This is a genomic window from Streptomyces sp. NPDC020965 (assembly GCF_044333555.1).
GTDB lineage: Bacteria > Actinomycetota > Actinomycetes > Streptomycetales > Streptomycetaceae > Streptomyces.
On sequence record NZ_JBIRRE010000001.1, the window covers coordinates 351,397 to 376,492 of the forward strand.

Annotated in this window: 21 protein-coding genes, 1 pseudogene and 1 riboswitch; of the genes and pseudogenes, 13 read left to right on the plus strand and 9 right to left on the minus strand. The window is 72.6% G+C overall.

Features of this window, described 5'->3' with window-relative positions:
* The first annotated feature begins 114 nt into the window (after positions 1-114).
* From ACH4S7_RS01535 to ACH4S7_RS01550, 4 genes are all read left to right on the plus strand, one after another.
* A complete protein-coding gene (locus ACH4S7_RS01535; protein WP_398519012.1) occupies positions 115-657 on the plus strand; it encodes a beta-class carbonic anhydrase in 543 nt (180 codons plus the stop codon).
* Between the two features lie 258 nt (positions 658-915).
* Positions 916-1,953 carry an AAA family ATPase gene (locus ACH4S7_RS01540; RefSeq protein ID WP_398519013.1) on the plus strand — a complete coding sequence of 346 codons (1,038 nt, stop codon included), beginning with the start codon at positions 916-918 and terminating at the stop codon, positions 1,951-1,953.
* Positions 1,953-3,353, plus strand: coding sequence for a DUF58 domain-containing protein (locus ACH4S7_RS01545; RefSeq protein ID WP_398519014.1), 1,401 nt, complete (start codon positions 1,953-1,955; stop codon positions 3,351-3,353). The genes ACH4S7_RS01540 and ACH4S7_RS01545 overlap by 1 nt, the downstream gene beginning before the upstream one ends.
* The gene (locus ACH4S7_RS01550) at positions 3,350-5,809 is read left to right on the plus strand and encodes a DUF3488 and DUF4129 domain-containing transglutaminase family protein (RefSeq protein ID WP_398519015.1); all 2,460 of its coding nucleotides are present in this window, start codon (positions 3,350-3,352) and stop codon (positions 5,807-5,809) included. Before ACH4S7_RS01545 ends, ACH4S7_RS01550 begins: the two co-directional genes overlap by 4 nt.
* A gap of 581 nt (positions 5,810-6,390) precedes the next feature.
* On the opposite strand, the gene ACH4S7_RS01555 is transcribed toward ACH4S7_RS01550, so the two are convergent.
* The 3 genes from ACH4S7_RS01555 to ACH4S7_RS01565 all read right to left on the minus strand — a co-directional run bounded on the left by ACH4S7_RS01555 (position 6,391) and on the right by ACH4S7_RS01565 (position 8,559).
* Entirely contained in the window at positions 6,391-6,798 is a 408-nt protein-coding gene (locus ACH4S7_RS01555; protein ID WP_398519016.1) for a DUF3040 domain-containing protein, read from the minus strand.
* Between the two features lie 249 nt (positions 6,799-7,047).
* On the minus strand, positions 7,048-7,830 hold the full coding sequence (locus ACH4S7_RS01560; protein ID WP_398519017.1) for a class I SAM-dependent methyltransferase: 783 nt from the start codon (positions 7,828-7,830) through the stop codon (positions 7,048-7,050).
* A 153-nt stretch (positions 7,831-7,983) separates the two neighbouring features.
* A complete protein-coding gene (locus ACH4S7_RS01565; RefSeq protein WP_398519018.1) occupies positions 7,984-8,559 on the minus strand; it encodes an SAV_6107 family HEPN domain-containing protein in 576 nt (191 codons plus the stop codon).
* 198 nt (positions 8,560-8,757) lie between these two features.
* On the opposite strand from ACH4S7_RS01565, the gene ACH4S7_RS01570 reads away from it, so the two are divergent.
* The 5 genes and pseudogenes from ACH4S7_RS01570 (at position 8,758) to ACH4S7_RS01590 (ending at position 14,962) form a co-directional block, all read left to right on the plus strand.
* Positions 8,758-9,600 carry an ATP-binding cassette domain-containing protein gene (locus tag ACH4S7_RS01570; protein ID WP_398519019.1) on the plus strand — a complete coding sequence of 281 codons (843 nt, stop codon included), beginning with the start codon at positions 8,758-8,760 and terminating at the stop codon, positions 9,598-9,600.
* Positions 9,572-11,659, plus strand: coding sequence for a YhgE/Pip family protein (locus ACH4S7_RS01575; protein ID WP_398519020.1), 2,088 nt, complete (start codon positions 9,572-9,574; stop codon positions 11,657-11,659). The genes ACH4S7_RS01570 and ACH4S7_RS01575 overlap by 29 nt, the downstream gene beginning before the upstream one ends.
* A 70-nt stretch (positions 11,660-11,729) precedes the next feature.
* Positions 11,730-12,347 carry a TetR/AcrR family transcriptional regulator gene (locus ACH4S7_RS01580; RefSeq protein WP_398519021.1) on the plus strand — a complete coding sequence of 206 codons (618 nt, stop codon included), beginning with the start codon at positions 11,730-11,732 and terminating at the stop codon, positions 12,345-12,347.
* A 416-nt stretch (positions 12,348-12,763) separates the two neighbouring features.
* Positions 12,764-13,407: pseudogene (locus ACH4S7_RS01585) on the plus strand (DUF4126 domain-containing protein).
* A 76-nt stretch (positions 13,408-13,483) separates the two neighbouring features.
* Positions 13,484-14,962 carry a phytoene desaturase family protein gene (locus ACH4S7_RS01590; protein ID WP_398519991.1) on the plus strand — a complete coding sequence of 493 codons (1,479 nt, stop codon included), beginning with the start codon at positions 13,484-13,486 and terminating at the stop codon, positions 14,960-14,962.
* Between the two features lie 106 nt (positions 14,963-15,068).
* Here the strand turns inward: ACH4S7_RS01590 and ACH4S7_RS01595 are convergent, their stop codons facing one another.
* The 6 genes from ACH4S7_RS01595 to ACH4S7_RS01620 all read right to left on the minus strand — a co-directional run bounded on the left by ACH4S7_RS01595 (position 15,069) and on the right by ACH4S7_RS01620 (position 20,403).
* The gene (locus ACH4S7_RS01595) at positions 15,069-16,085 is read right to left on the minus strand and encodes a hypothetical protein (protein ID WP_398519022.1); all 1,017 of its coding nucleotides are present in this window, start codon (positions 16,083-16,085) and stop codon (positions 15,069-15,071) included.
* 51 nt (positions 16,086-16,136) lie between these two features.
* Positions 16,137-17,054 (minus strand): methylenetetrahydrofolate reductase [NAD(P)H], encoded by a 918-nt coding sequence (gene metF, locus ACH4S7_RS01600; protein WP_398519023.1) that lies wholly within the window; start codon positions 17,052-17,054, stop codon positions 16,137-16,139.
* Between the two features lie 416 nt (positions 17,055-17,470).
* Positions 17,471-18,121 carry a thiamine phosphate synthase gene (gene thiE, locus ACH4S7_RS01605; protein ID WP_398519024.1) on the minus strand — a complete coding sequence of 217 codons (651 nt, stop codon included), beginning with the start codon at positions 18,119-18,121 and terminating at the stop codon, positions 17,471-17,473.
* A 157-nt stretch (positions 18,122-18,278) separates the two neighbouring features.
* Positions 18,279-18,644, minus strand: a complete 366-nt coding sequence (locus ACH4S7_RS01610) for an Rv2175c family DNA-binding protein (protein ID WP_398519025.1) — start codon at positions 18,642-18,644, stop codon at positions 18,279-18,281.
* A 121-nt stretch (positions 18,645-18,765) separates the two neighbouring features.
* The gene (locus ACH4S7_RS01615; RefSeq protein WP_398519026.1) at positions 18,766-19,998 is read right to left on the minus strand and encodes an NAD(P)/FAD-dependent oxidoreductase; all 1,233 of its coding nucleotides are present in this window, start codon (positions 19,996-19,998) and stop codon (positions 18,766-18,768) included.
* A gap of 9 nt (positions 19,999-20,007) precedes the next feature.
* Positions 20,008-20,403, minus strand: coding sequence for a hypothetical protein (locus ACH4S7_RS01620; RefSeq protein WP_398519027.1), 396 nt, complete (start codon positions 20,401-20,403; stop codon positions 20,008-20,010).
* A gap of 83 nt (positions 20,404-20,486) precedes the next feature.
* Positions 20,487-20,599: riboswitch (TPP riboswitch) on the plus strand.
* On the opposite strand from ACH4S7_RS01620, the gene thiO reads away from it, so the two are divergent.
* The 4 genes from thiO (at position 20,597) to pknB (ending at position 25,064) form a co-directional block, all read left to right on the plus strand.
* The gene (gene thiO, locus ACH4S7_RS01625; protein ID WP_398519028.1) at positions 20,597-21,961 is read left to right on the plus strand and encodes a glycine oxidase ThiO; all 1,365 of its coding nucleotides are present in this window, start codon (positions 20,597-20,599) and stop codon (positions 21,959-21,961) included. (Overlaps the previous riboswitch by 3 nt.)
* Positions 21,958-22,173 (plus strand): sulfur carrier protein ThiS, encoded by a 216-nt coding sequence (gene thiS, locus ACH4S7_RS01630; protein ID WP_398519029.1) that lies wholly within the window; start codon positions 21,958-21,960, stop codon positions 22,171-22,173. Before thiO ends, thiS begins: the two co-directional genes overlap by 4 nt.
* A 6-nt stretch (positions 22,174-22,179) precedes the next feature.
* The gene (locus ACH4S7_RS01635) at positions 22,180-22,977 is read left to right on the plus strand and encodes a thiazole synthase (RefSeq protein WP_398519030.1); all 798 of its coding nucleotides are present in this window, start codon (positions 22,180-22,182) and stop codon (positions 22,975-22,977) included.
* A 158-nt stretch (positions 22,978-23,135) separates the two neighbouring features.
* Entirely contained in the window at positions 23,136-25,064 is a 1,929-nt protein-coding gene (gene pknB, locus ACH4S7_RS01640; protein ID WP_398519031.1) for a Stk1 family PASTA domain-containing Ser/Thr kinase, read from the plus strand.
* The last annotated feature ends 32 nt before the right edge of the window (positions 25,065-25,096 follow it).

Genomic DNA, 25,096 nt, shown 5'->3' on the forward strand with positions numbered 1-25,096 from the left:
CGAACGGGCGTGGTGGCCGCACCCTTGTGGGTTACCTCACAACAAGCATTGTTGATGTTCTTTGTCCCGTCTCACAGCAGGCTTCCCGGGGCCGTGGCCATTACCGTCGTCAGCATGACCACTTCCGCGCACCCACCCGCCGACGCCGTGCGTACGGGCGGCTCGGTCACCGATCGCCTCATCGAGGCGAACCAGCGTTACGCCGCCGGATTCCGGGACCCCGGGATGGACGCGCGCCCCGTGCTGCGGGTCGCCGTCGTCGCCTGCATGGACGCCCGTCTCGACCTCCACGACGCGCTCGGCCTGGAGCTGGGCGACTGCCACACCATCCGCAACGCCGGTGGTGTGGTCACGGACGATGTGATCCGTTCGCTCACCATCAGCCAGCGCGCGCTCGGCACGCGCAGTGTCATCCTGATCCACCACACCGGCTGCGGCCTGGAGTCGCTGACCGAGGACTTCCGGCACGAGCTGGAGGACGAGGTCGGGCAGCGCCCGCCGTGGGCGGTGGAGGCGTTCCGCGACGTCGACCAGGACGTGCGGCAGTCGATGCAGCGGGTACGGACCTCACCGTTCCTGCGACACACCGACGATGTGCGCGGTTTCGTGTTCGACGTGCAGCAGGGCCTGCTCCGGGAGATCGACCCCACCGACTGATCGAGTCCACCGGCTGACCGACGCCCCTGGCGGAGAATGACCTCCGCCCGGGGCGAATTACCATCGGTCGGCCCGGATAAAACCCCGCCAAACCGGCGAATCACCCCTGGTTATCCACAGGCGAGTGACACGGCCCGTCAAGGGCAACAAGAATGCGTATGCGGCACCGTCCGGAACTTCCCGGGCCCGGTGTTCGTGCTTTGGGGTGGGCCGGGCCGTCCGATGACTCGGCTCGGGTAACGGGCCGAGGAGGGCCGGGTGACGACCTATGACGATCGAGCGAGCCTCACAGATCTGACCACCGCAGCGGATCGTGTCCGCAGATCGGTGGAGGGTGTGATCGAGGGCAAGCCTGAGGTCGTACGGCTTTCGCTGACCGTGCTGCTCGCTGAGGGACACCTCCTCATCGAGGACGTACCGGGCGTGGGCAAGACGATGCTGGCCAAGGCGCTGGCGAAATCCATCGACTGTTCGGTGCGGCGCATCCAGTTCACACCGGATCTGCTGCCGTCCGACATCACCGGTGTGTCGATCTTCGATCAGCAACAGCGGGACTTCGAGTTCAAACCGGGCGCGATCTTCGCCCAGATCGTGATCGGCGACGAGATCAACCGCGCCTCGCCCAAGACCCAGTCGGCGCTGCTGGAGTCGATGGAGGAGCGCCAGGTCACGATCGACGGCAACACCTATGAGCTGCCCAGTCCGTTCATGGTGGTGGCCACCCAGAACCCGGTGGAGATGGAGGGCACCTATCCGCTCCCGGAGGCCCAGCGCGACCGCTTCATGGCCCGGGTCTCCATCGGCTACCCGAGCGCGGCGGCCGAGCTCCAGATGCTCGATGTGCACGGCGGGGCCTCCCCGCTGGACGACCTCCAGCCGGTGGCACACGCCCACGACATCCTGAAGCTCATCGAAGCCGTACGGAACGTCCACGTCGCCGACCCCGTCCGGCGGTATGCCGTGGAGCTGGTGGCCGCCACCCGCAACCACCCGGATCTGCGGCTCGGCGCCTCCCCGCGCGCCACCCTGCACCTGGTGCGTGCCGCCCGGGCGACCGCCGCGCTCGCCGGCCGGGACTACGCCCTGCCGGACGACGTCCAGTCGCTGGTGGTGCAGGTGCTGGCGCACCGGCTGCTGCCCACCGCGCAGGCCCAGCTCAACCGACGCACGGCTGAGCAGGTCGTGCTGGAGATCCTGCAGCGCACCCCGGTACCGACGGCCGAGGGGGCCGAGACCGCCTATGTCCCGGGCCGTCCCGCGCTCCACAGCCAGCCGCCCGGCGCCCGGCGGCTGTGATGTCGGGCGGGGGGACGGCAGGCCCGGAGGGCGGCCGGATCGAGGACGACGATCACGGCGACGACGACGCGCGGGGCGGGGACCCGGCCGGGCTGCGGGCCTCGCTCGGCGGGCTGACCACCCGGGGCCGTTCCTTCCTCGCCGCCGGAGTGGCGGCGGCGGGCTGCGCCTACGTCCTGGGCCAGGGGGATCTGCTGCGGGTCGGACTGCTGCTCGCCGTGCTGCCACTGCTCTGTGTGACCGTCCTCCACCGCACCCGCTACCGGGTGGCGGGCAGCCGACGGCTCTCGCCCGCCCGGGTGCCGGCCGGATCCGAGGCCCGGGTGCACCTCCGGATGGACAATGTCTCGCGGCTGCCCACCGGACTGCTGATGCTCCAGGACCGGGTGCCGTATGTGCTGGGCCCCAGGCCCCGGTTCGTGCTGGACCGGATGGAGGCGGGCGGGCGGCGTGAGGTGTCGTACCGGGTCCGCTCGGATCTGCGCGGACGCTATCCGCTCGGCCCGCTCCAACTGCGGCTGAGCGACCCGTTCGGGATGTGCGAACTGACCCGCTCCTTCAGCGCCTTCGACACCCTGACCGTCATACCGCGCACCGAGTCGCTGCCACCCGTGCGGCTCGTCGGCGAGACCTCCGGGTACGGCGACGGCCGCCAGCGCTCGCTGGCACTCGCCGGTGACGACGACGTGATCCCCCGCGCCTACCGGCACGGCGACGATCTGCGCCGGGTCCACTGGCGCTCCACCGCGCGTTACGGCGAGCTGATGGTGCGCCGCGAGGAACAGCCGCAGCGGGCCCGCTGCACGGTCCTGCTCGACACCCGGGCCATCGCCTACCAGGGCGTCGGCCCCGACTCGGCGTTCGAGTGGGCGGTGTCGGGCGCGGCCTCCTCGCTGGTCCATGTGCTGGAGCGGGGTTTCGCGGTCCGGCTGCTGACGGACACCGGGGACACCGTGCCGGGGGAGAGCGCCGACGGGTTCGCCGGTTCGACCCAGGATTCGGCGGACGCCGCGGGTCTGATGATGGACACCCTGGCCGTCGTCGACCACTCCACCGGCGAAGGGCTCACCGGCTGTCACGACGTGCTGCGCGGCGGGAGCGAGGGGCTGCTGATCGCCTTCTTCGGCGATCTCGACGAGGAACAGGCGGCGCTGGCCGCGCGGATGAGCCGGGGCAGCGGAGCCGCGGTGGCGTTCGTGCTGGACAGTGAGACATGGGTGACGGGCGGCGCGGAGACCGGCCCGCTGGAGGACCGGCTGAGGCTGCTGCGCGAGGCGGGGTGGACCGCGCTGCCCGTAGCGCCGGGGGCCTCGCTCCCGGCACTCTGGCAGCAGGCGGGGCAGCGGCGCGCCGACTCCCTCGGCAGCGGTACGAACGGCGTTCCTGGGGGTTGGTCATGACCGGTGGCGGACGACTGGCGCTGTGCTCGTACGCGGCCACGCTGATGGCGGCGAGCGCGATACTGCCGCTGCTCGACTCGGCCGGCTGGCTCGCGCAGGCGATGCTGCTGCTGGCGATCCAGAGCGGGGCGGGGGTGCTGGCCCGACGGGTGCAGCTCGCCCCGCCGCTGACCCTGCTCGTCCAGGCGCTCACCGGAGTGCTGCTGCTCACCCTGCTCTTCGCCCGGGGACAGGCCCTGTTCGGGCTGCTGCCGGGGCCGGAGAGCCTACAGCGGTTCGCCGAGCTGCTGAAGGCGGCCGGTGACGACATCGGGCGGTACGCCATCCCGGCTCCGGCGACGGACGGCATCAAGCTGATGGTGCTCGGCGGGGTGCTGGTGATCGGGCTCGCGGTGGACACCATCGCGGTGACGTTCCGCAGTCCCGCCCCGGCCGGACTGCCGCTGCTCGCGCTCTACTCGGTCGCCGCCGGCCTCTCGGAAGGCGGCGCGAACTGGCTGTGGTTCGTGCTCGCCGCCTCCGGCTATCTGCTTCTCCTCCTGGCCGAGGGCCGCGAACGGCTCTCCCAGTGGGGGCGGGTCTTCGCCGGCGGGGGGACTCCCGCGCCCCGGGGCGCGCGGGCCTTCGAATCAGCGGGCGGCACTCCGCTGGCGCCCCTGCGCACCGGCCGGCGCATCGGCGTGCTCGCGCTGGGGGTGGCGCTCGTGGTCCCCGCCGCGCTGCCGACGCTGAACGGCGGACTACTCGCCGGGCTCGGTGAGGGCGAGGGCGGCGGCTCCGGCGGCGGAGGCACCATCTCGGCGGTGAACCCCCTCCTCTCGCTCCAGGACAATCTGAACCAGTCCGACAACCGTGAGGTCCTGCTCTACCGCACCAACGCGAAGGACACCAAGGACCTCTATCTGCGGATCGTGGCGCTCGACGAGTTCGACGGGACGGAGTGGAGGTCGTCGAAGCGCAAGCTCAAGGGCGTGCCGGACCGGCTGCCCCGCCCACAGGGGCTGAGCGACTCGGTCCCCTACATCACCATCCGTACCAACATCTCGGCCGCCGACTACTACCGGCAGAGCTGGCTGCCACTCCCCTACCCGGCGACCGATGTGAAGATCGACGGCCGCTGGCGGTACGAGGAGGCCGGCCGCACCCTGATCGGGGACGGTGGCGAGGACTCCGGCGGCGCACGGTACTCCGTCGAGAGCCTGCTGCTGCAACCCACCGCGGCACAGCTCGCGTCGGCGCCGCCGGCCCCGGCCGAGCTGGTGCGGGAGTACACCGAGGTGCCCGGCAACCTTCCCGCCGTGGTCGGAGAGACCGCCGAGCGGATCACCCGGGGCGCGGCCAACGACTACCAGCGCGCGGTGCTGCTCCAGAACTGGTTCGCCGCCGACGGCGGCTTCACCTACGACACCTCCGTGGACTCCGGTTCCGGACCGGCGGCGATCGCCCGCTTCCTCCGGCAGAAGCAGGGCTTCTGCGTCCACTTCGCGTTCGCGATGGCCTCGATGGCCCGGACGCTGGGCATACCGGCGCGGGTCGCGGTGGGCTTCACTCCAGGCACACCGCAGGCCGACGGCACGATGTCGGTCGGACTGCGGGACGCGCACGCCTGGCCCGAGCTGTACTTCGAGGGCGTGGGGTGGACCCGGTTCGAGCCGACCCCCAGCCGGGGCAGCACCCCCGACTACACCCGGGCGGAGACACCGGCCGGAGCCCCAACCGGCCCGGCCGAGCCGGAGGCGCCCGCGGCGGAGGAGCCGTCCGCACTCCCCTCGCCGTCGGAGAGCTGCCCGGCCGAGCTGCGGAGGCTCGGCGAGTGCGGGGCGGCGGCCCCGGGCGACCCGGCCGCACCCACCGACTCGGGCACCTCGGTGGGGACCGCGGTGCTGATCGGGTCGGGTGTGCTGGCGGCACTCGTCGTACCGCTGCTGCCCATGCTGTGGCGGCTGAGTACCACCCGGCGACGGCTGGGCACCAAAAAGCGACGGGGCGACGCGGCGGAGCCGACCGCGGACGGGGCCGACCGGACGCTGGCGGTCTGGCGGGAGATCACCGACACGGCCTGGGACCACGGCTTCCCGCCCGACGACTCCCAGACACCACGCAAGACCGCCGTCCGGATCGTCCTGCTGGGACGGCTGGAGGGCACGGCGGCGGATGCGGTGCACCGGGTCGCCGACGCGGTCGAACAGGTGCTGTACGCGCCCCGGCCGCGGCCGGTCACCGGCCTCGCCGAGGACGCACGCAGCGTCCGGGCCGGTCTGCGGGCCGGGGTGGGCAGGGGGGCACGGCTGCGGGCGGTACTGCTGCCCCACTCGGCCGTTCGGGTGATCTGGGCCGCCTCGGCGCGGTGGGGCTCGCTCGCGGACCGCTGCCGGCGCTGGGGGCGGGAGCGTCGGGAGAGCCTGCTGCGCCGCCCGTCCCGCCAACGGAACCGGCCTCCTGGCGCGCCGCTGTAACGAGGTGAGTCGGGGCCGGCATCTTCGGGTGCCGGCCCTCGCCTCGTTGCGGGACGGATGTGGGCCCCCAGGCGGAGGACCCGGCAGGGAGCCTGCGCCTGCCGGAGGGCCGGACACAGCACCGGACAGCGGGCGGACAGCGGGCTCAGGGGCTGCCGGACAGCGGGAGGTCCCGGGACGGTGTCGGGGAGACACGGGCGAGCCACGGGGAGACACGAGCGGTCCGCGCACGGTGTCCGGGACGCCAGGGGCCGGGTGCGCAAGGGGGCCGTGCGGCGCGTCGGACCGGGGGGCCGGTGGTCCGTACCGGACGGTCCGTGCTGTCAGCGGTCGTATGTGCGGCGGGCCGGGGTGCCCCGGTACGCCGGCTGGGCTCGGGCGACACCGCGGGCTCCGACGGGCGTGGGCGGCCGGAGACCGAAGGGAGCCCGCGACACGCGCGGCACGGCTGCACCAGCGGCCAGGAGGCCACGCCTTCGCGGATACACACCCGGAAAGCGGCGCCAGAAGTGGACCGTACGCCAGGTCCGTACGCCACAGAGCCGGCCCGGTCATCCGGGCCGGCGAGGGGCGTCGGTGGGTCAGTGGCCCTGTTCGTCGCGGCGGCGCTGCCACCGCTGCTCGATCCGGTCCATCATCGACCTGCGCTGACGTGACTGCCGGGGCTGACGACGACCACCTGCGGCGGCGTCCCCCAGAGTCTGCTGCTCACCCGGCTTGGGCGCTTTGCGCCATCCGGTGACGGCCAGGACCGCACAGCCCAGCATGACGAGGAATCCCACCACGCTGATCCAGATCTGCTGCGCGACCATTCCGGCCATGAGGAGCGCGATACCCAGCAGGAAGCCGAAGACCGCTTGGTAGACCCGTCGCCGGGTGTACGTACGCAGCCCGCTTCCCTCAAGCGCTGTAGCGAACTTGGGATCTTCGGCGTACAGCGCTCGCTCCATCTGCTCGAGCATTCGCTGCTCGTGCTCCGAGAGCGGCACGGAGTCCTCCTAGTCGTCGGCCGCGGGGGGCGACCGTTTGCGGCCCTTTCAGGATAGGCAGGGAATCGCCCCCGTGAAACCCGCCCTCTACGCCAAATCGCCAGTTTGGGCCGCCACGGCGGCTTGGCTGCTGAGGCGTAGATTCCCCAACCTCCGATCCGTCATGCCGGATGGTGTCCCTCGATCATACGGGGCGAACGACACGATCGGGGGGTGTGTGGCCTACTCCATCTGCCGCTGCGTCGCTGATCAGCCCTGCTTCTCGCCCAGTACGTGGAGCTGGGTGGCGACGGAATGGAAGGCCGGCAGCTCGGCGGCGGCGGCCTCCAGCTTGAGGAGCGCCTCCAGCGCACCCGGCTCGGTGTCCACCAGAACACCCGGGACCAGGTCGGCGAAGACCCGTACGCCGTGGACCGCGCCGACCGCCACCCCGGCCTCCCGCACCAGCTCGGTGAGCTGATCGGCGGTGAAGCGCCGGGGCACCGGGTCGCCGTCGCCCCAGCGGCCCGCGGGGTCGGTGAGGGCCTGCCGGGCCTCGGTGAAGTGCCCGGCGAGCGCCCGTGCCAGGACGGCGCCGCCGAGCCCGGCCACGAGCAGGCTCAGGGCGCCCGAGGGGCGGAGCGCGGCGGCCGCGTTCCGTACGCCCTCGGTGGGGTCGTCCACGTACTCCAGGACGCCGTGGCAGAGCACCGCGTCGTACGCCTCGCGCTCGACGACGTCGAAGAGGCCGTGGACATCGCCCTGGACCCCCCGGACGCGGTCGGCGACGCCGGCCTCGGCGGCCCGGCGCTCCAGCGCGAAGAGGGCGTTCGGGCTGGGGTCGACCACGGTGACCCGGTGGCCGAGCTGGGCGACGGGCACCGCGAAGGAGCCGCTGCCGCCCCCGGTGTCGAGAACGTCCAGGGCGTCCGTCCCGGCGGCCTTGACCCGGCGGTCGAGGGCGTCACTGAGGACCTCCCACACCACGGATGTACGGACGGAGGCGCGGGGCGGGCGCGGTGGGGTCTCCCCACGGGGGGACGGGTCCGGCACGGCGGTTGACTCCTCGGACGGTGGGCGATGACCAGGGTCGTCGACGGTGGGCGATGACCAGGGACTTCAGGGTGTCGACCCGAGGGACCCGGTCATGCGGCGGAAGAACATCACCCACCTTATTGCCTGTGCCGGGCGCCCCGACGCCCCGTCTCATCCCACGGCGTCGCCCGCCTCCGACGGCTCCGCGCGCGGCCGTGGCAACGCCGGCTGAAGCACCAGCATCCGCTCCACCAGGCGCAGGAACATCGCGGCGTGCCGCAGCAGGTCCTCGGCGTCGCGGCTGCTCGCCGCGCCCGGTATGCCGGCCTGGGCGCGCTCCCTGCGCTGGGCACCCGCGGCGAAGAGGGCGCTCCACTCAGCGAGTTCGGGCGCGGTCTCGGGCAGCAGCTCCCAGGCGCTGCGGATGCCCGCCCGGCGCCCGCGCCGCGCCGGGGTGCCCGATCCTCGACGGCCGGATGGCGGGGTGTCCGGATATCCGCGGGCGGCGAGGACGGCCGCGGCGGTGCGCAGGGCGGCGAGATGGGCGATGGCGTACCGGTCGTTGGGGATTTCGAGGCTGGCGGCCTCATCGAGCCCGGAGCGGGCCTGGGCGAGCAGGTCGAGGGCGGCGGGTGGCGCCGAGGCGCGCCGTGGGACGGGGTGCACATCGCTCGCGGGCCCGGTCAGTGAGGGGACAGGGCCGGTGGCGCGGCGCCGGTGGGCGGCTGCCGGGCGGGAGTCGGCCATGACGAACCTCCTGTCGTCGTGTGACGGCCCTGTGGCCGTATGTGTCCATCGTGAGGCACCCCACTGACATTCACTGACAGTGACCGTCATTCACTGACAATCGGCCTGGCAATCACCCTCCGAACTGCGCTTTTGCCTCAACGCATCGACTCTGGATAGTTTTTGCACTGACTGGTCAGTGCAAAAAGGGGAGGGTGCGTGGACAGTCCGCATGGGGCGGCCGTCGTCGCCGAGGGCTTCGGACTCAAGGGGCCGCGCGGCTGGGCCTTCAGCCCGGTGGACATCGAGGCCGGGCCCGGCTCGCTCATCGCCGTCGAGGGACCCTCGGGGTCGGGGCGCACCTGTCTGCTGCTCGCGCTCACCGGCCGGATGCGCACCACCGAGGGACGTGCCGAGGTGGGCGGGCTGGCGCTGCCGCGCGGGATGTCCGCCGTACGCCGGATCAGCGCGCTCGGCCCCGTACCGGCCGTGAGTGAGCTGGATCCGGCGCTCACCGTCGACGAGCACCTACGGGAGCGAGCCCTGTTGCAGCGGCGTTTCGACGGCTCGGCGCGGAAGCTGCTGCGCCCGCGCGCCGTCCGCGCCGCAGAGGCGCGGCGCCGGGTCGCGGACGCGCTGGAGACGGCCGGTCTGGAGACCGCCTCGCTCGCCAAGGAGGGGCGCACCCCCGTACGGGATCTGGAGCGGCTGGAGGCGCTGCGGCTGTCGGTCGCCCTCGCCCTCATCGGCCGGCCCCGGCTGCTCGCGGTGGACGACACCGATCTGAAGCTGCCCGACGCCGACCGCGCGGAGGCGTGGCGGCTGCTGCGGTCCGTCGCGGACTCGGGCACCACCGTGCTGGCCGTGTGCAGCCGGGCGCCCGGCGAGGCGACGGTCGTCCGTACCGCGGACCTCAGCGGAACCGGCCCGGTCACAGGCGCTGGAGCGCCCATGGCTACGAACACAGACACAGCGGACTTCACCGGCACCACCGACGCCGACCCCGCGGGCACCGACGAGGAGGGGACGGCCGATGCGTTCGCCGAGACTGGCCGCGCTTGAGCTGAAGCGTTTCGGCAGGGGCAGGCTCCCGCGCGCGGCGATCGTCGCCATCGTGCTGCTGCCGCTGCTGTACGGCGCGCTGTACCTGTGGTCGTTCTGGGACCCGTACAAACAGCTCGACCGCATCCCCGTCGCCCTCGTCAACGAGGACAAGGGGGCGACCGCCGACGGCGAGAAGGTCGCGGCCGGCGCGGAGATCACCAAGAACCTCCTGGACAGCGAGGTCTTCAGCTGGCACGAGGTGAGCGCGGCCGAGGCCCGCGACGGCGTCGAGGACGGCAGGTACTACCTGTCGCTGACCATGCCGGAGGACCTCAGCCGGCGGGTGGCGTCCGGTTCGGGCGACGCGCCGGAGACCGGCGCCCTCCAGGTCCGTACGAACGACGCCAACAACTACATCGTCGGGCAGATCTCCCGGACGGTGTTCTCCGAGGTCCGGACGGCCGCGTCCACGAAGGCGTCCCGCTCGTTCCTGGACCGCATCTTCATCTCGTTCTCGGACATCCACGACGCGACCCAGCGGGCCGCGAAGGGCGCGGACGAGCTGAAGGGCGGTATCGGAGAGGCCAAGAAGGGCTCCAAGGACCTCGCCGACGGCCTCAAGAACGCCAAGGACAACACCGGCAGACTGGCCGGGGGGCTGTCCGAGCTGACCCGGGGCGCGGACGCGCTCGAAACCGGCTCCCGGAAGGTCGCGGACGGCACCCGGACGCTCGCCGCCAAGATCGACGGGGTCGCCGCCGACCTCCGCCCCTACCTCCGGGACGACGGGAAGTCGCTCGGCGCCGTGGCCCGGCTCACCGCCGACGCGACCCGGGCAATACGGGGCGATCTCGACGCCATGGCGGCCTCGGCCCCCGCGGCGGCGGCCCGCGCCGAGAAGTCGGCCGAGACACTGGCCGGCGTCCACCGCGAATTGTGCGAGGACGCGGCGGACCCCGACGCCACCGCCTGTCCGGCGCTGAAGCGCGCCACGACGGCCGCGGACGACGCCGCCGAAGCGGCCGGCCGGGTGAGCGCATTGGTCGGGGAGAACAAGGGCGCACTGCGGAATCTGGACGCCCGACTCATCGATCTGGAGAAGAAGGCGGACGACCTGGCCGACGGTTCGCCGCGACTGAAGGAGCGTCTTGAATCCGCCGTCGGCCGGATCGACGCGCTCAACACAGGCGCGCGGAACGTCGCCCGGGGCGCCGCCGAGCTGCACACCGGACTGACCGGCGCCGCCTCGGGCTCCCAGGAGATCGACAGCGGTGTCGGCGAGCTGCGCAAGGGCGCCGGGAACCTGGACGGCGGGCTGTTCAAGCTCACCGACGGCTCGGCCGAGCTGGCCGGGGGGCTCCACGACGGGGTGGCGAAGATCCCCGACTACGACGAGAAGGACCGCGACCGGCGGACGGAGGTGATGGCCGATCCGGTGAAGCTGGCCAGCCAGTCCCTGCACCAGGCGCCCAACTACGGCACCGGATTCGCGCCCTACTTCATCCCGCTCTCCCTCTGGGTCGGCGCCATGGTCGCGTACATGATCATTCAGCCGCTCAACCGGCGCGCCCTCGCGACCGGCGCGTCCGCCTGGCGGATCGCGTTGGCGGGCTGGCTGCCGGTGGTGGCCATCGGTCTGGTGCAGGTCGGCGCGCTGATGGCGGTTCTGCACTGGTCGCTCGGGCTCCAGATGACGCACGCGGCCGGCACGGTCGGCTTCCTCGCACTCGTCATCTGCTGCTTCGCCGCGATCATCCAATGGCTGAACGCCCGCTTCGGAGCGGCCGGCCGGATTCTCGTGCTGGCCGTGCTGATGCTCCAGCTCACCTCGGCGGGCGGCACCTACCCGGTCCAGACCAGCCCCGGCTTCTTCAACGCGATCCACCCGTTCCTCCCGATGAGTTACGTGGTGGAGGCGCTGCGCAGACTCATCACCGGCGGCCCGCTCGAACCGGTCTGGCAGGGGAGCCTCGTCCTGCTCGCCTTCACCGTCGCCGCCCTCGCGCTCACCGCGCTCACGGCGCGCCGCAAGCAGGTGTGGACGCTGGACCGGCTCCACCCCGAGCTGACGCTGTGACCCCCCGGGCAGCGTTCGACCAGCGTGAAGGAGACCGGTGAATCCCGTAGGACCTGTGAGAATCGGCACCATGGACGCGACGGACAGCAGCAGCACCAGACGCCGGGCGACCCGGGCGAAGCTCTACGAGGCGGCGGTGACTCTCATAGCCGAGCAGGGTTTCTCCGCCACCACGGTGGATGAGATCGCCGAGCGCGCCGGGGTCGCCAAGGGCACGGTCTACTACAACTTCAAGAGCAAGACCGAGCTGTTCGAGGAGCTGCTGCGGTACGGCGTGGGCCTGCTGACCGTGTCGCTCCAGACCGCCGCCGACGAGACGGCGGCGCGCGGCGGCACCAAGGTCGAGGCGCTGGACGCGATGATCCGGGCCGGTCTGGTCTTCATCGACCGCTATCCCGCCTTCACCCAGCTCTACGTGGCCGAACTGTGGCGCACCAACCGGGCCTGGCAGTCGACCCTTCTGGTGGTGCGTCAGCAGGCGGTGGCCGTGGTCGAGACGGTGCTGCGGGAGGCCGTCGAGAACGGCGAGCTGAGCGAGGAGATCGACGGGCCGCTCACGGCGGCGGCGCTGGTCGGGATGGTGCTGGTGGCGGCGCTGGACTGGCAGTCGTTCCAGCGGGAGCGGTCGCTCGACGATGTGCACGCGGCGCTGTCGCGGCTGCTGCACGGGAGGGTGAGCGGTCGCTGAACCCCTCCGGGGGCGATGGGCCAGCCACGCACACGGTGACCGGAGGCAGCGGCGGAGGGTTTACGCGGGGCCGGCCGGACATACGGACGAGGCGCCGTCCGGCACGACTCGATCCCCCCGAGTCCCACCGGAACGGCGACCTCACCGTGTCCCCCGTACTTCCCCCGTGGGTGCCGGAGGGCCCGATCACAGCGGCCCTCCGTCTCGCACCCTCGTTCCGTCGGGGGAGCCACGCCGTTCCGCCGCCCCGTGTCGGCGGTGCCGGTGCCGCGTCCCCCTCCGTGGTGCCCACTCTTCCGTCTCCGCGGGTGAGAACCCATCCGCCCGGGTACTCAACTCGCTCACTAGGTATCCGTACTCAGCACTCCGCGTTCGACACCAGCGCGGGGGTGCCGCCACTGGTTACGATCGCCCCCGTGTCCGTACTCCCTCTTGTCTTCACCAGCGGTTGGGCCAGCGGCATCAACGCCTACGCGGTGGTCCTGCTGCTGGGCCTGTTCGGGGCCACCGGGCTCACCGACGACGTCCCCGAGGCGCTCCAGCGGACGGACGTCCTGATCGTCGCCGGTGTGCTCTTCCTCTGTGAGGCGGTGGCGGACAAGATCCCGTACGTCGACTCGGTGTGGGACTCGGTGCACACCGTGATCCGTCCCGTGACGGGCGCGGTGGTGGCGGCGCTGCTGGCCGGTCAGAGCGGTTCACTCCCGGAGATCGCGGCGGGCGCGGTGGGCGGTTCGACCGCGCTGGCCAGCCATGCCGTCAAGGCCGGCACCCGGATGGCGATCAACACCTCCCCGGAGCCGTTCAGCAATGTCGCGGCGAGTGTGGCGGAGGTCTGGGCGTCGCCGGGATCCTCACCTTCGCGATCTTCCACCCGCTGCCGGCCGCGATCATCGCCGGAACCCTGCTGGTGTTGGGCATCGTGGTACTGGCCCTGCTCGCCTCCCGGATCCGCCGGTTCCTGCGGCGCAGGGCACAGCGCCGGGAGGAGAGACGGCTGGCGGCGGGCCCGCCGCCGGGGTCCACCGGATCTTCTGGGTCTTCTGGGTCTTTCCCGTAGAGAACGCCTGGCCAGCGGCCTGCCCGGGGGATTGTCAGTGGGGCTCGGTAGAGTCCTCGACATGGCACGGATTGCGGTGATCGGCGCCGGGATGGGCGCCATGGCGGCGGCTGCCCGGCTCGCCGTGGCAGGCCACCGGGTGGTGGTCTACGAGCGCTCGGCGACGTACGGCGGCGCGGTGGGCTCGGTGGAGCGCGAGGGCTTCGTCTTCGACACGGGCCCCGGTCTGCTGCATCTGCCCGCCGTGTGGCGCGACCTGTTCGTGAAGACGGGCAAGGAGCCGCTGGAGCGGTGTGTCGAGCTGGTCCAGGTGGACCCCGCGAGCCGGCATCTCTTCGCCGACGGCACCGAGGTGTCACTGCCCAACGCCTCCCGGGCGGGCGTGGTCTCCGCGCTGGAGGCGTCGCTGGGCGCGGGGGCGGGGGAGCGCTGGGGCGATTTCCTGGGCCGCGCCAGGGACGCCTGGGACCGTTCGCGCCGGCCGCTGCTGGAGGAGCCGCTCCGGCCCGACTGGCGGATCCTGGAGCGCGATCCCTATCCGGCACCGCGACAGCGCAGACTGCTGCGTTCCCGACAGGCGGCCACGATCGCGGAGGTCGGGCAGTGGGAGCTGGCCGACCCCCGACTCTCGGCCCTCCTCGCGGGCTACGCCCTGGGGTACGGCCTGGACCCCCGGCACGCCCCGGCGAGCGCGGCCCTGCTGCCGTACATGGAGCAGACCTTCGGCAGTTGGTATGTCACCGGCGGGATGCGGGAGCTGGCCCGCGCGGTGTACGAACGCTGTCTGGCCCGGAGGGTGGAGTTCTCCTTCGGGTCCGAGGTGACGGCGGTCGTGGAGAAGGACGGCCGGGCCGCGGGCGTGGAGTTGGCCGGGGGTGAGGTGGTCGAGGCCGACCATGTGGTGGCGGGTGTGGCGGCCGGACCGCTGATCACCGGTGAGCTGTGGCGGGACGGGGAGGTACCGCCCCAGCGGCCCCCCGGCGGCGGGCCGTCGCCCGGCAGGTTCACCGTGCTACTGGCGCTGCGCGGACGGCGGCCGTCCACCGTCCACCGGACCGTCGTGCACTCCCCCGATGCCGGGGCGGAGGCGGCCGATGTCTTCGGCGGTCGGATCGCCGAGCGTCCCACCGTCACCGTGCTGCGGCCGGACGACCCCCGGACCCGGCCCGACGATGAGCATGAGGCGATCACCCTGTCGGCGACGGTCGCGGGCCACGGCGGTCCGCTCGACTGGACCGACCCGGTGTTGCGCGAACGCTGCGCGGAGACCCTGATAGCCGCCGCGGGCGCGGCGGTCGGCGGCGCGGAAGGGATACGGGAGCGTCTACTCCGGCGCGAGATCCTGACGCCGGCGGAGACGGGACCCCTCACCGCACCCGCACTGGCCGGTGCCGGTGGCCGGCAGCTCCATCCGGCCAACAGCACCCGGCTGCCGGGGCTCTTCCTGGTGGGTGCCCACGCGCACCCCGGCGGCGGGCTGGCCCAGGTGGGGATGTCGGGTGCGCTGGTGGCGGGTCTGATTGTGGAGGGGGCGGAGTTCCGCGGCTCGCGGTGAGGCCCCCGTCTGGGGCCGCCCGTGCGGTGCGGGGCCTCCGCCACGAGCGCCCCGGGACATGGGGCGGCCCCGCCGCCCGGTGCGGGGCGTGGCGGGGCCGGGGGTGTCAGTAGCGGTAGTGCTGCTGTTCGTTGTAGCCGGTGTCGTAGCCGTACGGTGGCTGTTCGGCGGCGGGGTCCGGGGGCCGCTCGTCGTCCCGCTGCTGCGGCACCCAGACACCGCCGGGCGGTGTGTCGGTGTACGGCTGCTGCGCGTAGTACGGATCCGGGTTGTACTGCTGCTGATTTCCGAAGCTGTCGTGGCCGTCGCGGTCGGTGGTGTTGTCGTATCCGCCGTACGGCTCGTACTGCTGGCCGTGGCCGCCGACATAGGGGTCGGAGTACGCCGCGTACTGCTGGCCGTCGTTGTAGTCGTACGCGCCGTCCTGGCCGGCCGGCTGCCGGTCGCCGTAGTACGGGTCGTACGGGCCGTCGTAGGCGACGTGGTTCGGGTCGCCCTCGGCCTGGACCCGCTCGCGGTCGTGGTCCGGGCCGGGGTGCTGTCCCTGGTGCAGGGCGTCATAGGCGGTATCGCTGTAGACGCCGTATCCGGCGGTGTCGTCCGGCATCGGCAGCGGGGCGTAGACGGGATCGGCGTCGGTCTCCCGGGCCTGGGGATCCATCGCCGGGAAGGCGGCGGTGTCGTACGCGGGAGCGTTGTCGTAAGCGGGGACGGGGTCGTACGCGGGAGCGTTCTCCTCCAGGGCGGAGACCTCCAGGGCGGGTTCCCGCCCGGCCTTCTTGGCGCCCGCCTTGCGGCGACGGCTCGCGCTGGGGGCGGCGCCGGCCTCGGTGGCACCGGCCTCGGCGGCACCGCTGTCGGCGTCCGCGCGCCCGCCGATCGCCCAGCCGGTGGCGTACCCCCGGCGGAAGGAGAGCGTCACATAGGTCTGCCCGGTCGCGAAGGCGATGGCACCGATCGCGATCACCACCACGGAAGGGATCAGCACACCGAGGACGACGCCCAGGAAGCCGCCGAAGGCGAGCAGGCGCCATTGCAGGCGCGCCTTGTACTGCAGCAGCACCTCACCCAGCAGCCACAGCGCGACGACTCCGAAAGCGATATAGAGGACCGTCCAGCCCATGCCCGCCCCTCTCCTTCGGCCGCCGCCCCGGCTGAGGGCGGGTACGGCCGATCACGACTGCTCGTGCAGTCCGAGATTCTCGTAGATCTCCAGTGTCGCGGTCGAGTTGTTGAGCGTGATGAAGTGCAGTCCGGGGACATCCTCGGAGAGCAGTTCCGCGCAGAACTCCGTCGCGAACTCGATTCCCATGGAGCGTACAGCGGCGGGGTCGTCCTTGACGGAGAGGATCCGCTCTTTCAACTCCGACGGGATGACCGCGTTGCTGAGCTGGGCAAAGCGTTCGAGCTGTTTGACACTGGTGATCGGCATGATCTCCGGGATGATCGGGGTGTCACAGCCCGCCGCCACCACCCGGTCCCGCAGCCGCAGATAGTCCTCGGGCCGGAAGAACATCTGCGTGATGGCGTAGTCGGCCCCGGCCCGGCACTTGTCGACGAAGTGCCGGATGTCCGTGTCCCAGTCCTCGGAACGCGGATGCATCTCGGGGAAGGCGGCGACCCCGACGCAGAAGTCCCCGGACTCCTTGATCAGTCGGACGAGATCGGCCGCATACCGTACGCCTTCGGGGTGCTCGACCCACTCGGCCATGGGGTCACCCGGCGGGTCGCCCCGGACGGCGAGGATGTTGCGGATACCGGCGTCCGCGTACTGGCCGACCATATTGCGCAGTTCGGCGATGGAGTGGTTGACCGCGGTGAGATGCGCGACCGGGGTGAGCGTGGTGTCGGCGGCGATCTGTTCGGTGGCCCTGACCGTGCCCGCGCGGGTCGATCCCCCGGCGCCGTAGGTCACGGAGACGAAGCTGGGGGCCACCGCCTCGACGCGGCGGAGGGCGTTCCAGAGATTCCGCTCGCCCTTCTCGGTCTTGGGCGCCCAGAACTCGAAGGAGTAGGTCGTTCTACCTGTCGCCAGCATCTCGCGCACCGTCCGTGCGCGATCCGTCCTGGTCGAAGCTGTTCCGAGGGCCATACTGGCAGGTTAATCGTGGCCAGAGGGTCACCCAACCGGAGTCCAGCAATCGGACACGGACTGTCCGCAATCGGCTTGATCACCACACCTGTGGCCGAAACCTGGTGGGAGACCGCCGGGGGCATGGCCCACCCGCTCCCCACCAGACAGCCCGAACACCCCCGGGACCAGGCACGATGCCCTCGGAACCCAGCGTTCCGCGGCGCGATTCCGCGACCCGAACGGATGGCCGACACCGGCGCAGGAACCGGGAACGCCCTCGCGTCCGGTGCGGAACATCACCTTCCCGCCGGGACCACATCCGCCGCCCGGAAACGCCGGCCCCTCATCGGGGACGTCACCGGCCGGGGGCACCGCCGTCGGGGACGGTCACCCCCGGCCGGGGGCCTGGCGCGCTCAGCCACCGACGGGACGGGTCACTCGGCGCGCTCGCGGATCCGCCGGGCGAGGTCGGCCGCCGCCGCGGCCGGATCATCGGCCTCGGTGATCGCCCGGACGACGACGACCCGCCGCGCGCCCGCGTCCAGCACCTGGTCGAGGTTGGCCGCGTCGATGCCGCCGATCGCGAACCAGGGCCGGGCGGTCCCCAGCGCAGCCGCGTACCGCACCAGATCGAGCCCGGGGGCGTGCCGTCCGGGCTTGGTGGGGGTGGGCCAGCAGGGCCCCGTACAGAAGTAGTCGACGCCGGGGGCGACGGCGGCGGTGGCCACCTCGGACTCGGCGTGGGTGGAGCGGCCGACCAGGACGTCGTCGCCGAGGATGGCGCGGGCGGCGGGCACCGGCAGATCGCCCTGGCCCAGATGGAGCACGTCCGCGCCGATGGCGTGGGCGACGTCCGCGCGGTCATTCACGGCGAGCAGGGCGCCGTGGCGCCGGCAGGCGTCGGCGAATATCCGGAGCCGGTCCAGCTCATCGGCGGCCTCCATGCCCTTGTCGCGCAACTGCACGATGTCCACCCCGGAGCCGAGGACGGCGTCCAGGAACTCGGGGAGGTCACCCTGGGCGTCGCGGGCGTCCGTGCAGAGATAGAGCCGGGCGTCGGACAACCGCGCACGGATCGTGGACATGGTGAATCCCCCCTGTGGGTACGACGGTGCGCGGGCGGGGGAACAGGGTCCCGTCGCCCGCGCAGCGCTGAGTCGGCCGCGGCCGGCGCCACCGTCCGCCGGTGGACTCCGGGGTCGGTGACGCCCGCCGGGGGCGTCGGTCGGGCGAGCGGGTGCGTCAGACAGCGAGCGCCTGGGCGCGGCGCTTCACTTCCGTGCCGCGGTTCTCGCTGAGGGCCTGCGCGGGGGTGCCCGGCAGGCTCGGGTCGGGAGTGAAGAGCCACTCCAGCATCTCCGCGTCGGAGAAGCCGTCGTCCCGCAGGAGCGTCAAGGTGCCGGCGAGGCCCTTGACCACCCGGTCATCGCTGATGAAGGCGGCGGGAACCATCAGCACCCGGTTCTCCCCCCGGCGCACGGCGATGAGCTGGCCGTCCTTCACCAACTGCCGGACGCGCGTCACCTGGACATCGAACATTTCGGCGATATCGGGGAGGGTGAGCCAGTCGGGGACGAGTGCATCGATCTTTGCGTCAATCTCGGTCACGGGACAAGCCTGCCATCTGGGACTGACAGTCGGTAGTCGGGCCCTCGGTCCAGCGCGTCCCCCACGGTCGGAATCGGGGCGGGATTCCTGGTCAGAGGCGTTTGACCGGCTCCGGGACGGCTCAGCCCGACGCGGCCTTCAGGGGGACCGAGGCATCGGCGGCCCGCCCCGGATCCAGTCGCGCGCCCGACAGGATGAGCTTGCGGCCCTGGGCCAGATCGCGGGGCCTGCCGACGGCAAGCAGCGCGACGAGGGCGCCGTCCCGCAGCCACAGCACCGACCAGGCGTCGTCCGCCGGGCCGCCGCGCCACAGGGTGGTGTCCGCGTCCGCGTGGTCCCCGGCGTACTGGACGAACCGCCCGAACTGCTCGGACCAGAAGTACGGGACCGGGTCGTAACTCAGCGGTGGTTCGCCCCGCTCCTCGGCGAGCACGTTGGCGGCGATCGTCCGAGGGCCCTGGAGGGCGTTGTCCCAGTGGTGCACGAGCAGGCGCCGGCCGTAGCGGGCGGAGGGGAAGGACGCGCAGTCGCCGACGGCGTACACATCGGGCCGCGAGGTGCGCAGACTCGCGTCGGCGACGACGGCGCCCGCGGCATCGGTCTCGATGCCCGAGCCCGCGAGCCAGTCGGTGGCGGGGCGTGCGCCGATGCCGACGACGACGGCGTCCGCCGCGATCCGCCGCCCCCCGGCGAGCAGGACGGCTCCCGCTTCGATGCCCGCCACGCGCGCATGGGTGATCAGTTCGACACCGAGCGCCGCGTACCAATCGGCCATCGGGGCGGTGACCTCGGCGGGCAGCGCGCCGGCCAGGGGGCGGTCGGCGGCCTCGACGACGGTGACGGCACAGCCCGCCTCGCGGGCGGCCGTCGCGAATTCGGCGCCGATCCAGCCCGCGCCGATGACGACGATGTCGTGCCGCTCGGCGAGGACGGGCCGCAGCCGGGCGGCGTCGTCCAGGGTGCGCAGCAGATGGACGCCGGGGACGGTCCCGGTGCCGGGGAGGTGGAGCGGCTCCGCCCCGGTGGCGATCACGAGGGTGTCGTACGGGACGGGCCCGGCCTCGGTGTCCAGCAGATGCTCCGCGGGGCGTACGCCGGTCACCTCACGGCCGAGGTGGAGGTCGATATCGAGGGCCTCGAAGTCGATCTCGAAGGCGGACCCCTCGGCCGCACCGAGGAGGATCGCCTTGGAGAGGGGTGGCCGGTCGTACGGCTGATGGGGTTCGGCGCCGATCAGGGTGATGGAACCGGTGAAGCCCTGTTCGCGCAGGGCGACGGCGGTCTGCACGCCGGCCATCCCCGCTCCGGCGACGACCACGCGCCGCGTCCGCTGCTCGTTCCGCTGCTCGCTCACATGCCCACCTTACGCATCTGACGAACCGTCAGAAAAGAGTCCCGACCAGGACGGGTCACCGGGCTCCCGGGGCACCTCCTCGACCACACTCGTCCCGCTGCCCTCGCTGGACTCCCACTCCCAGGACTCCTCCAGCCGCAGCCGGCCGTCGGGCAGTTCCACCACGACCGAGACACAGTGCCCCGACGCGGTGCTGCCGTCCGTCCTCAACTGCACGTAGCGGAAGTCCAGCCGGTCGCCGGCCCGGGTGCCCACCAGATGACCGCGGGCGACATCGCCGCCCTCGTACTCGGCCCAGATCTGGCCGTGCCGCTCGTGGTACCGGAAACGGGTGAGGGTACCCACCTGCCCCGGGGCCTGATCCGCCACCGGTGAGAGGACGAGCCCGTCGAGTGACCTTGCCATGGCACTGCTCCCTTGCGCCGAAGTCCCGTCGGCTCCCACCGCGCCTTACCGCGCTGTGGGGCCTGGGGTTAGGGTGGCCACCGTAAAACACTCGCGGGAGCCCGGACGCACCGGGCTGAGAGGGAGGCTGGACGGCCTCCGACCGTACGAACCTGATCCGGGTCATGCCGGCGAAGGGAGGGGCCGACCGCCCATGCCGCCGATTCCCGAGAAGCGCACCCCCGAGACACTCCCCACGGCGCGCCGGACAACCCGTCCGGCCGATCCCTGGCCGCCCGACACCGGCGCCGGTCCGCCGACCACGACCGGTCGGTCGTCGGACGTGCTCGTCATCGGCGGTGGTGTCATCGGTCTGGTCACGGCCTGGCGCGCGGCGCAGCGCGGACTGACCGTCACCGTCGCCGATCCGGCACCGGGCGGCGGGGCCGCGCAGGTCGCCGCTGGAATGCTCGCGGCCGTCACCGAACTGCACTACGGCGAGGAGACCCTGCTCGCCCTCGGCCTCGAATCCGCCCGCCGCTACGCCGACTTCGTCGCCGAACTGGAGGAGACGAGCGGTGCGGGCGTCGGCTATCGGGCCTGTGGCACCCTCGCCGTCGCCCTCGACGCCGACGACCGGGCCCATCTCCGCGAACTCCACGCCCTCCACCAGCGCTGCGGACTGGACTCGGAGTGGCTGACGGGCCGGGAGTGCCGCCGACTGGAGCCGATGCTCGCCCCGGGTGTCCGTGGCGGGCTACGGGTCGACGGTGACCACCAGGTCGACCCCAGACGACTGGCGTCCGCCCTGGTCACGGCCTGCGAGCGGGCCGGGGTGGCGTTCCGCCGCGACTGGGTGGAACGGCTGTCGGTCGCGCGCGGCCGGGCGGTCGGAGCCGTCCTCGCGGACGGAACCGCACTCGGCGCGGACCAGGTGGTGCTCGCGGGCGGCAGTCTGAGCGGACGGCTCGGCGGAGTGCCCGATGAGGTGCTGCCCCCGGTGCGCCCGGTGAAGGGCCAGGTACTGCGGCTGGCCGTGCCCACGGCGTACGCCCCCTTCCTCTCCCGGACCGTCCGCGCCGTGGTGCGCGGCGGTCATGTGTATCTGGTGCCGCGCGAGAACGGCGAGCTGGTCATCGGCGCGACCAGCGAGGAGATGGGCTGGGACACCACCGTCACCGCTGGCGGGGTGTACGAGCTGCTGCGCGACGCCCATGAACTGGTGCCGGGCATCACCGAACTCCCGCTGACCGAGACGCGCGCGGGGCTGCGCCCCGCCTCTCCCGACAACGCCCCGCTGCTCGGACCGACCGCCCTGCCGGGGCTGCAACTGGCCACCGGACACCATCGCAACGGAGTGCTGCTGACCCCGGTCACCGGCGACGCCATGGCGACCGCGCTGACCGAAGGCGCCTTGCCGGAGGAGGCCCGCCCCTTCAGCCCACGCCGCTTCCCGCCCCTCGCCCCGGTCGCGGCAGGCTCGCCCCTCGCTCCGGTCACACCGGTCACACCGGCCTCAGCAGGCTCGCCGGCCGCCCCAGACCTCCTCTCCCAGGCCCCCCAGGAGCAGCCCGTATGAACACTCTTCCCATGGTGGTCTCCGTCAACGGCGAACGGCGTGAACTCGCCACCGGAACGACCCTGGACCGCCTGGTCGCGGATCTCTCCACCGCACCGTCCGGAGTCGCCGCCGCCGTCAACGAGGCGGTCGTACCGCGCAGTCAGTGGGCAGGCACCCAGCTCGGTGACGGCGACCGGGTGGAAGTCCTCACCGCCGTCCAGGGAGGCTGAACCGCTATGTCCGACGACCGGCTCACCATCGGCGACACCTCCTTCGACTCCCGATTGATCATGGGTACGGGGGGTGCGGCGAGCCTCGACGCGCTGGAGCGCGCCCTCGTCGCCAGCGGTACCGAACTCACCACCGTCGCGATGCGCCGCCTCGACCCGAGCGTCCAGGGCTCGGTGCTCTCCGTCCTGAAGCGGCTCGGCATCCGCGTCCTGCCCAACACGGCGGGCTGCTTCACGGCCGGGGAGGCGGTGCTCACCGCCCGGCTGGCGCGGGAGGCCCTGGGCACCGACTGGATCAAGGTGGAGGTCGTCGCGGACGAGCGGACCCTGCTGCCCGACCCGATCGAGCTGCTGGACGCGGCGGAGACCCTGGTGGACGACGGTTTCACGGTCCTCCCGTACACCAGTGACGATCCGGTGCTGGCGCGGAAGCTGGAGGACGTGGGCTGCGCGGCGATCATGCCCCTGGGCTCACCGATCGGCTCGGGGCTCGGCATCCGCAATCCGCACAATTTCCAACTGATCGTGGAGCACGCGAACGTACCGGTGGTGCTGGACGCCGGCGCGGGCACCGCGTCCGACGCCGCGCTCGCCATGGAGCTGGGGTGCGCGGCCGTGATGCTGGCCTCCGCGGTGACCCGCGCCCAGGAGCCGGTGCTGATGGCGGAGGCGATGCGGCACGCGGTCGAGGCGGGCCGGCTCGCGCACCGGGCCGGCCGGATCCCGCGCAGGCACTTCGCCGAGGCGTCCTCCCCGTTCGCGGGCCGGGCGGCACTGGACCCGGAGCGCCCGGCCTTCCGGTGAGCGCCCGCCGACCGGACAGGGCCTAGGGAGTGTCTTCAAAGTAGCGTCGTCCGCCCGGAGGGCGGGGGAGGTCGGCGCTGTCACAGGACGGCTCCGATCCGGACCCGGTCCCGCCCCGGCGCGGCGGGTCTGTCGGTGGCGGCTCGTAGAATCGCTCTGTGGACACCCTCCAGGACCCTCTCGTCGGGCATGTGCTCGACGGCCGCTACCGCGTCGAGGCGCTCATCGCCGTCGGCGGTATGGCCACGGTCTACCGGGCCGTCGACACCCGTCTCGACCGCGAGCTGGCGCTCAAGGTGATGCATCCGGCCCTCGCCACCGACGTCTCCTTCGTGGAGCGCTTCATCCGCGAGGCCAAATCCGTGGCCCGGCTGGCCCACCCCAATGTGGTGGGCGTCTTCGACCAGGGCGCCGAGGGCGCCTATGTCTATCTCGCCATGGAGTACGTCGCCGGCGTCACCCTGCGTGATGTGCTGCGCGAGCGCGGCGCGCTCCGGCCGAGAGCGGCGCTCGACATCCTGGAGCCGGTGCTCGCCGCGCTCGGGGCGGCGCACCGGGCCGGTTTCGTCCACCGGGACATCAAGCCGGAGAATGTGCTCATCGGGGACGACGGCCGGGTGAAGGTCGCCGACTTCGGCCTGGTGCGGGCGGTCGGCTCGGTCACCAACACCACCGGCACCGTCCTCGGCACCATCTCCTACCTCGCGCCGGAGCAGATCGAGGACGGCACATCCGACACCCGTACCGATGTGTACGCCTGCGGAGTGGTCCTCCACGAGATGCTGACCGGCGCCAAACCGCACTCCGGGGACACCCCGGCGCAGATCCTCTACCGGCATCTGCACGACGACGTCCCGCCGCCCTCCGCCCTGGTGCCGGGGCTCGCCGTCGAGCTGGACGAGCTGGTGGCGAGCGCCACCGCCCGCAATCCCGAGGTCCGCCCGCATGACGCGGTCGCGTTGCTGGCCCGGGCGCGCCTGGCCCGCGCGGCCCTCACGGCCGAGCAGCTCGACCTGGTGCCTCCGGGCGCGATCGCCGAGGGCGAGGCGGACGCCAGGGGCCGGACCGACGGGAGCGACGAGCGTACGGACGTGCTCGCGCGCCCCCTCCCGCGCGAGGAGGCGAACCCCACGGCCCGGCTGACCATGCCGCCCGCCCCGCCGTCCCGCACCTCCCGGCTGCCCCGACCTCCGGCGCTGCCCAGGCGGGGGATGCTCGCGATCCTGGCGGCCGTCCTGATCGCGCTCGGCGTGGGCGCCGGTGTCTGGTACATCAACTCCGGCCAGTTCACCCGGGTGCCGGCGCTGATCGGGAAGACCGAGAGCGAGGCCGGGCGCGCTCTGGACGGCGCCGGTCTCGACGTCAGGGAGGTACGGCGGGAGTTCAGCGAGTCGGTGACCCGCGGGACGGTCGTCACCAGCGATCCGGCGCCCCGGGAGCGCATCCGCGGCAATGGTTCGGTGACGCTGATCGTGTCGCGCGGCCCGGAGATCGTGCGGGTGCCCGATGTGCGGGGCGATCCGCTCGCCACCGCCGAGCGCAGACTGACCGACCTCGGCCTCGCGCCCGGAGTGGTCACCCGGGCGTTCAGCGCGGAGGTCCCACAGGGCTCGGTCATCAGTACGGATCCGGCGGCGGGCACCGGGCGCAGTCCGGACTCCGCGGTGGCCGTGGTGGTGAGCAAGGGTGCCCCGATCGAGGTCCCCGGAGTGCTCGGGGACTCGGCGGAGGACGCGACCGAGGAGCTGGAGGGCGCCGGTTTCCGGGTCCGGATCGCGGCCGAGCGGATCAACTCCCCGCAGGACGCGGGCACGGTCGCCCGACAGTCGGCCGCCGAGGACGCCCGGCTGGCCACCGGCGACACGATCACCCTGACGGTCTCCAAGGGCCCGCGGATGGTCGCGGTCCCCGATGTCGTCGGCGGCTCCGAGGCCGAGGCCAAGAGTGAGCTGGAGGCGGCGGGCTTCCGGGTGAAGGTCGAGCAGGCGTTCCCGTTCCTGGGCAACACGGTGGAGAGCCAGTCCCCCGCGGCGGACGACCGGGCCCCGGAGGACAGCACGATCACCATCAGGATCAAGAGACTGTGAGCGGCGCCGGCCCGCACGCACCAGCACACCCA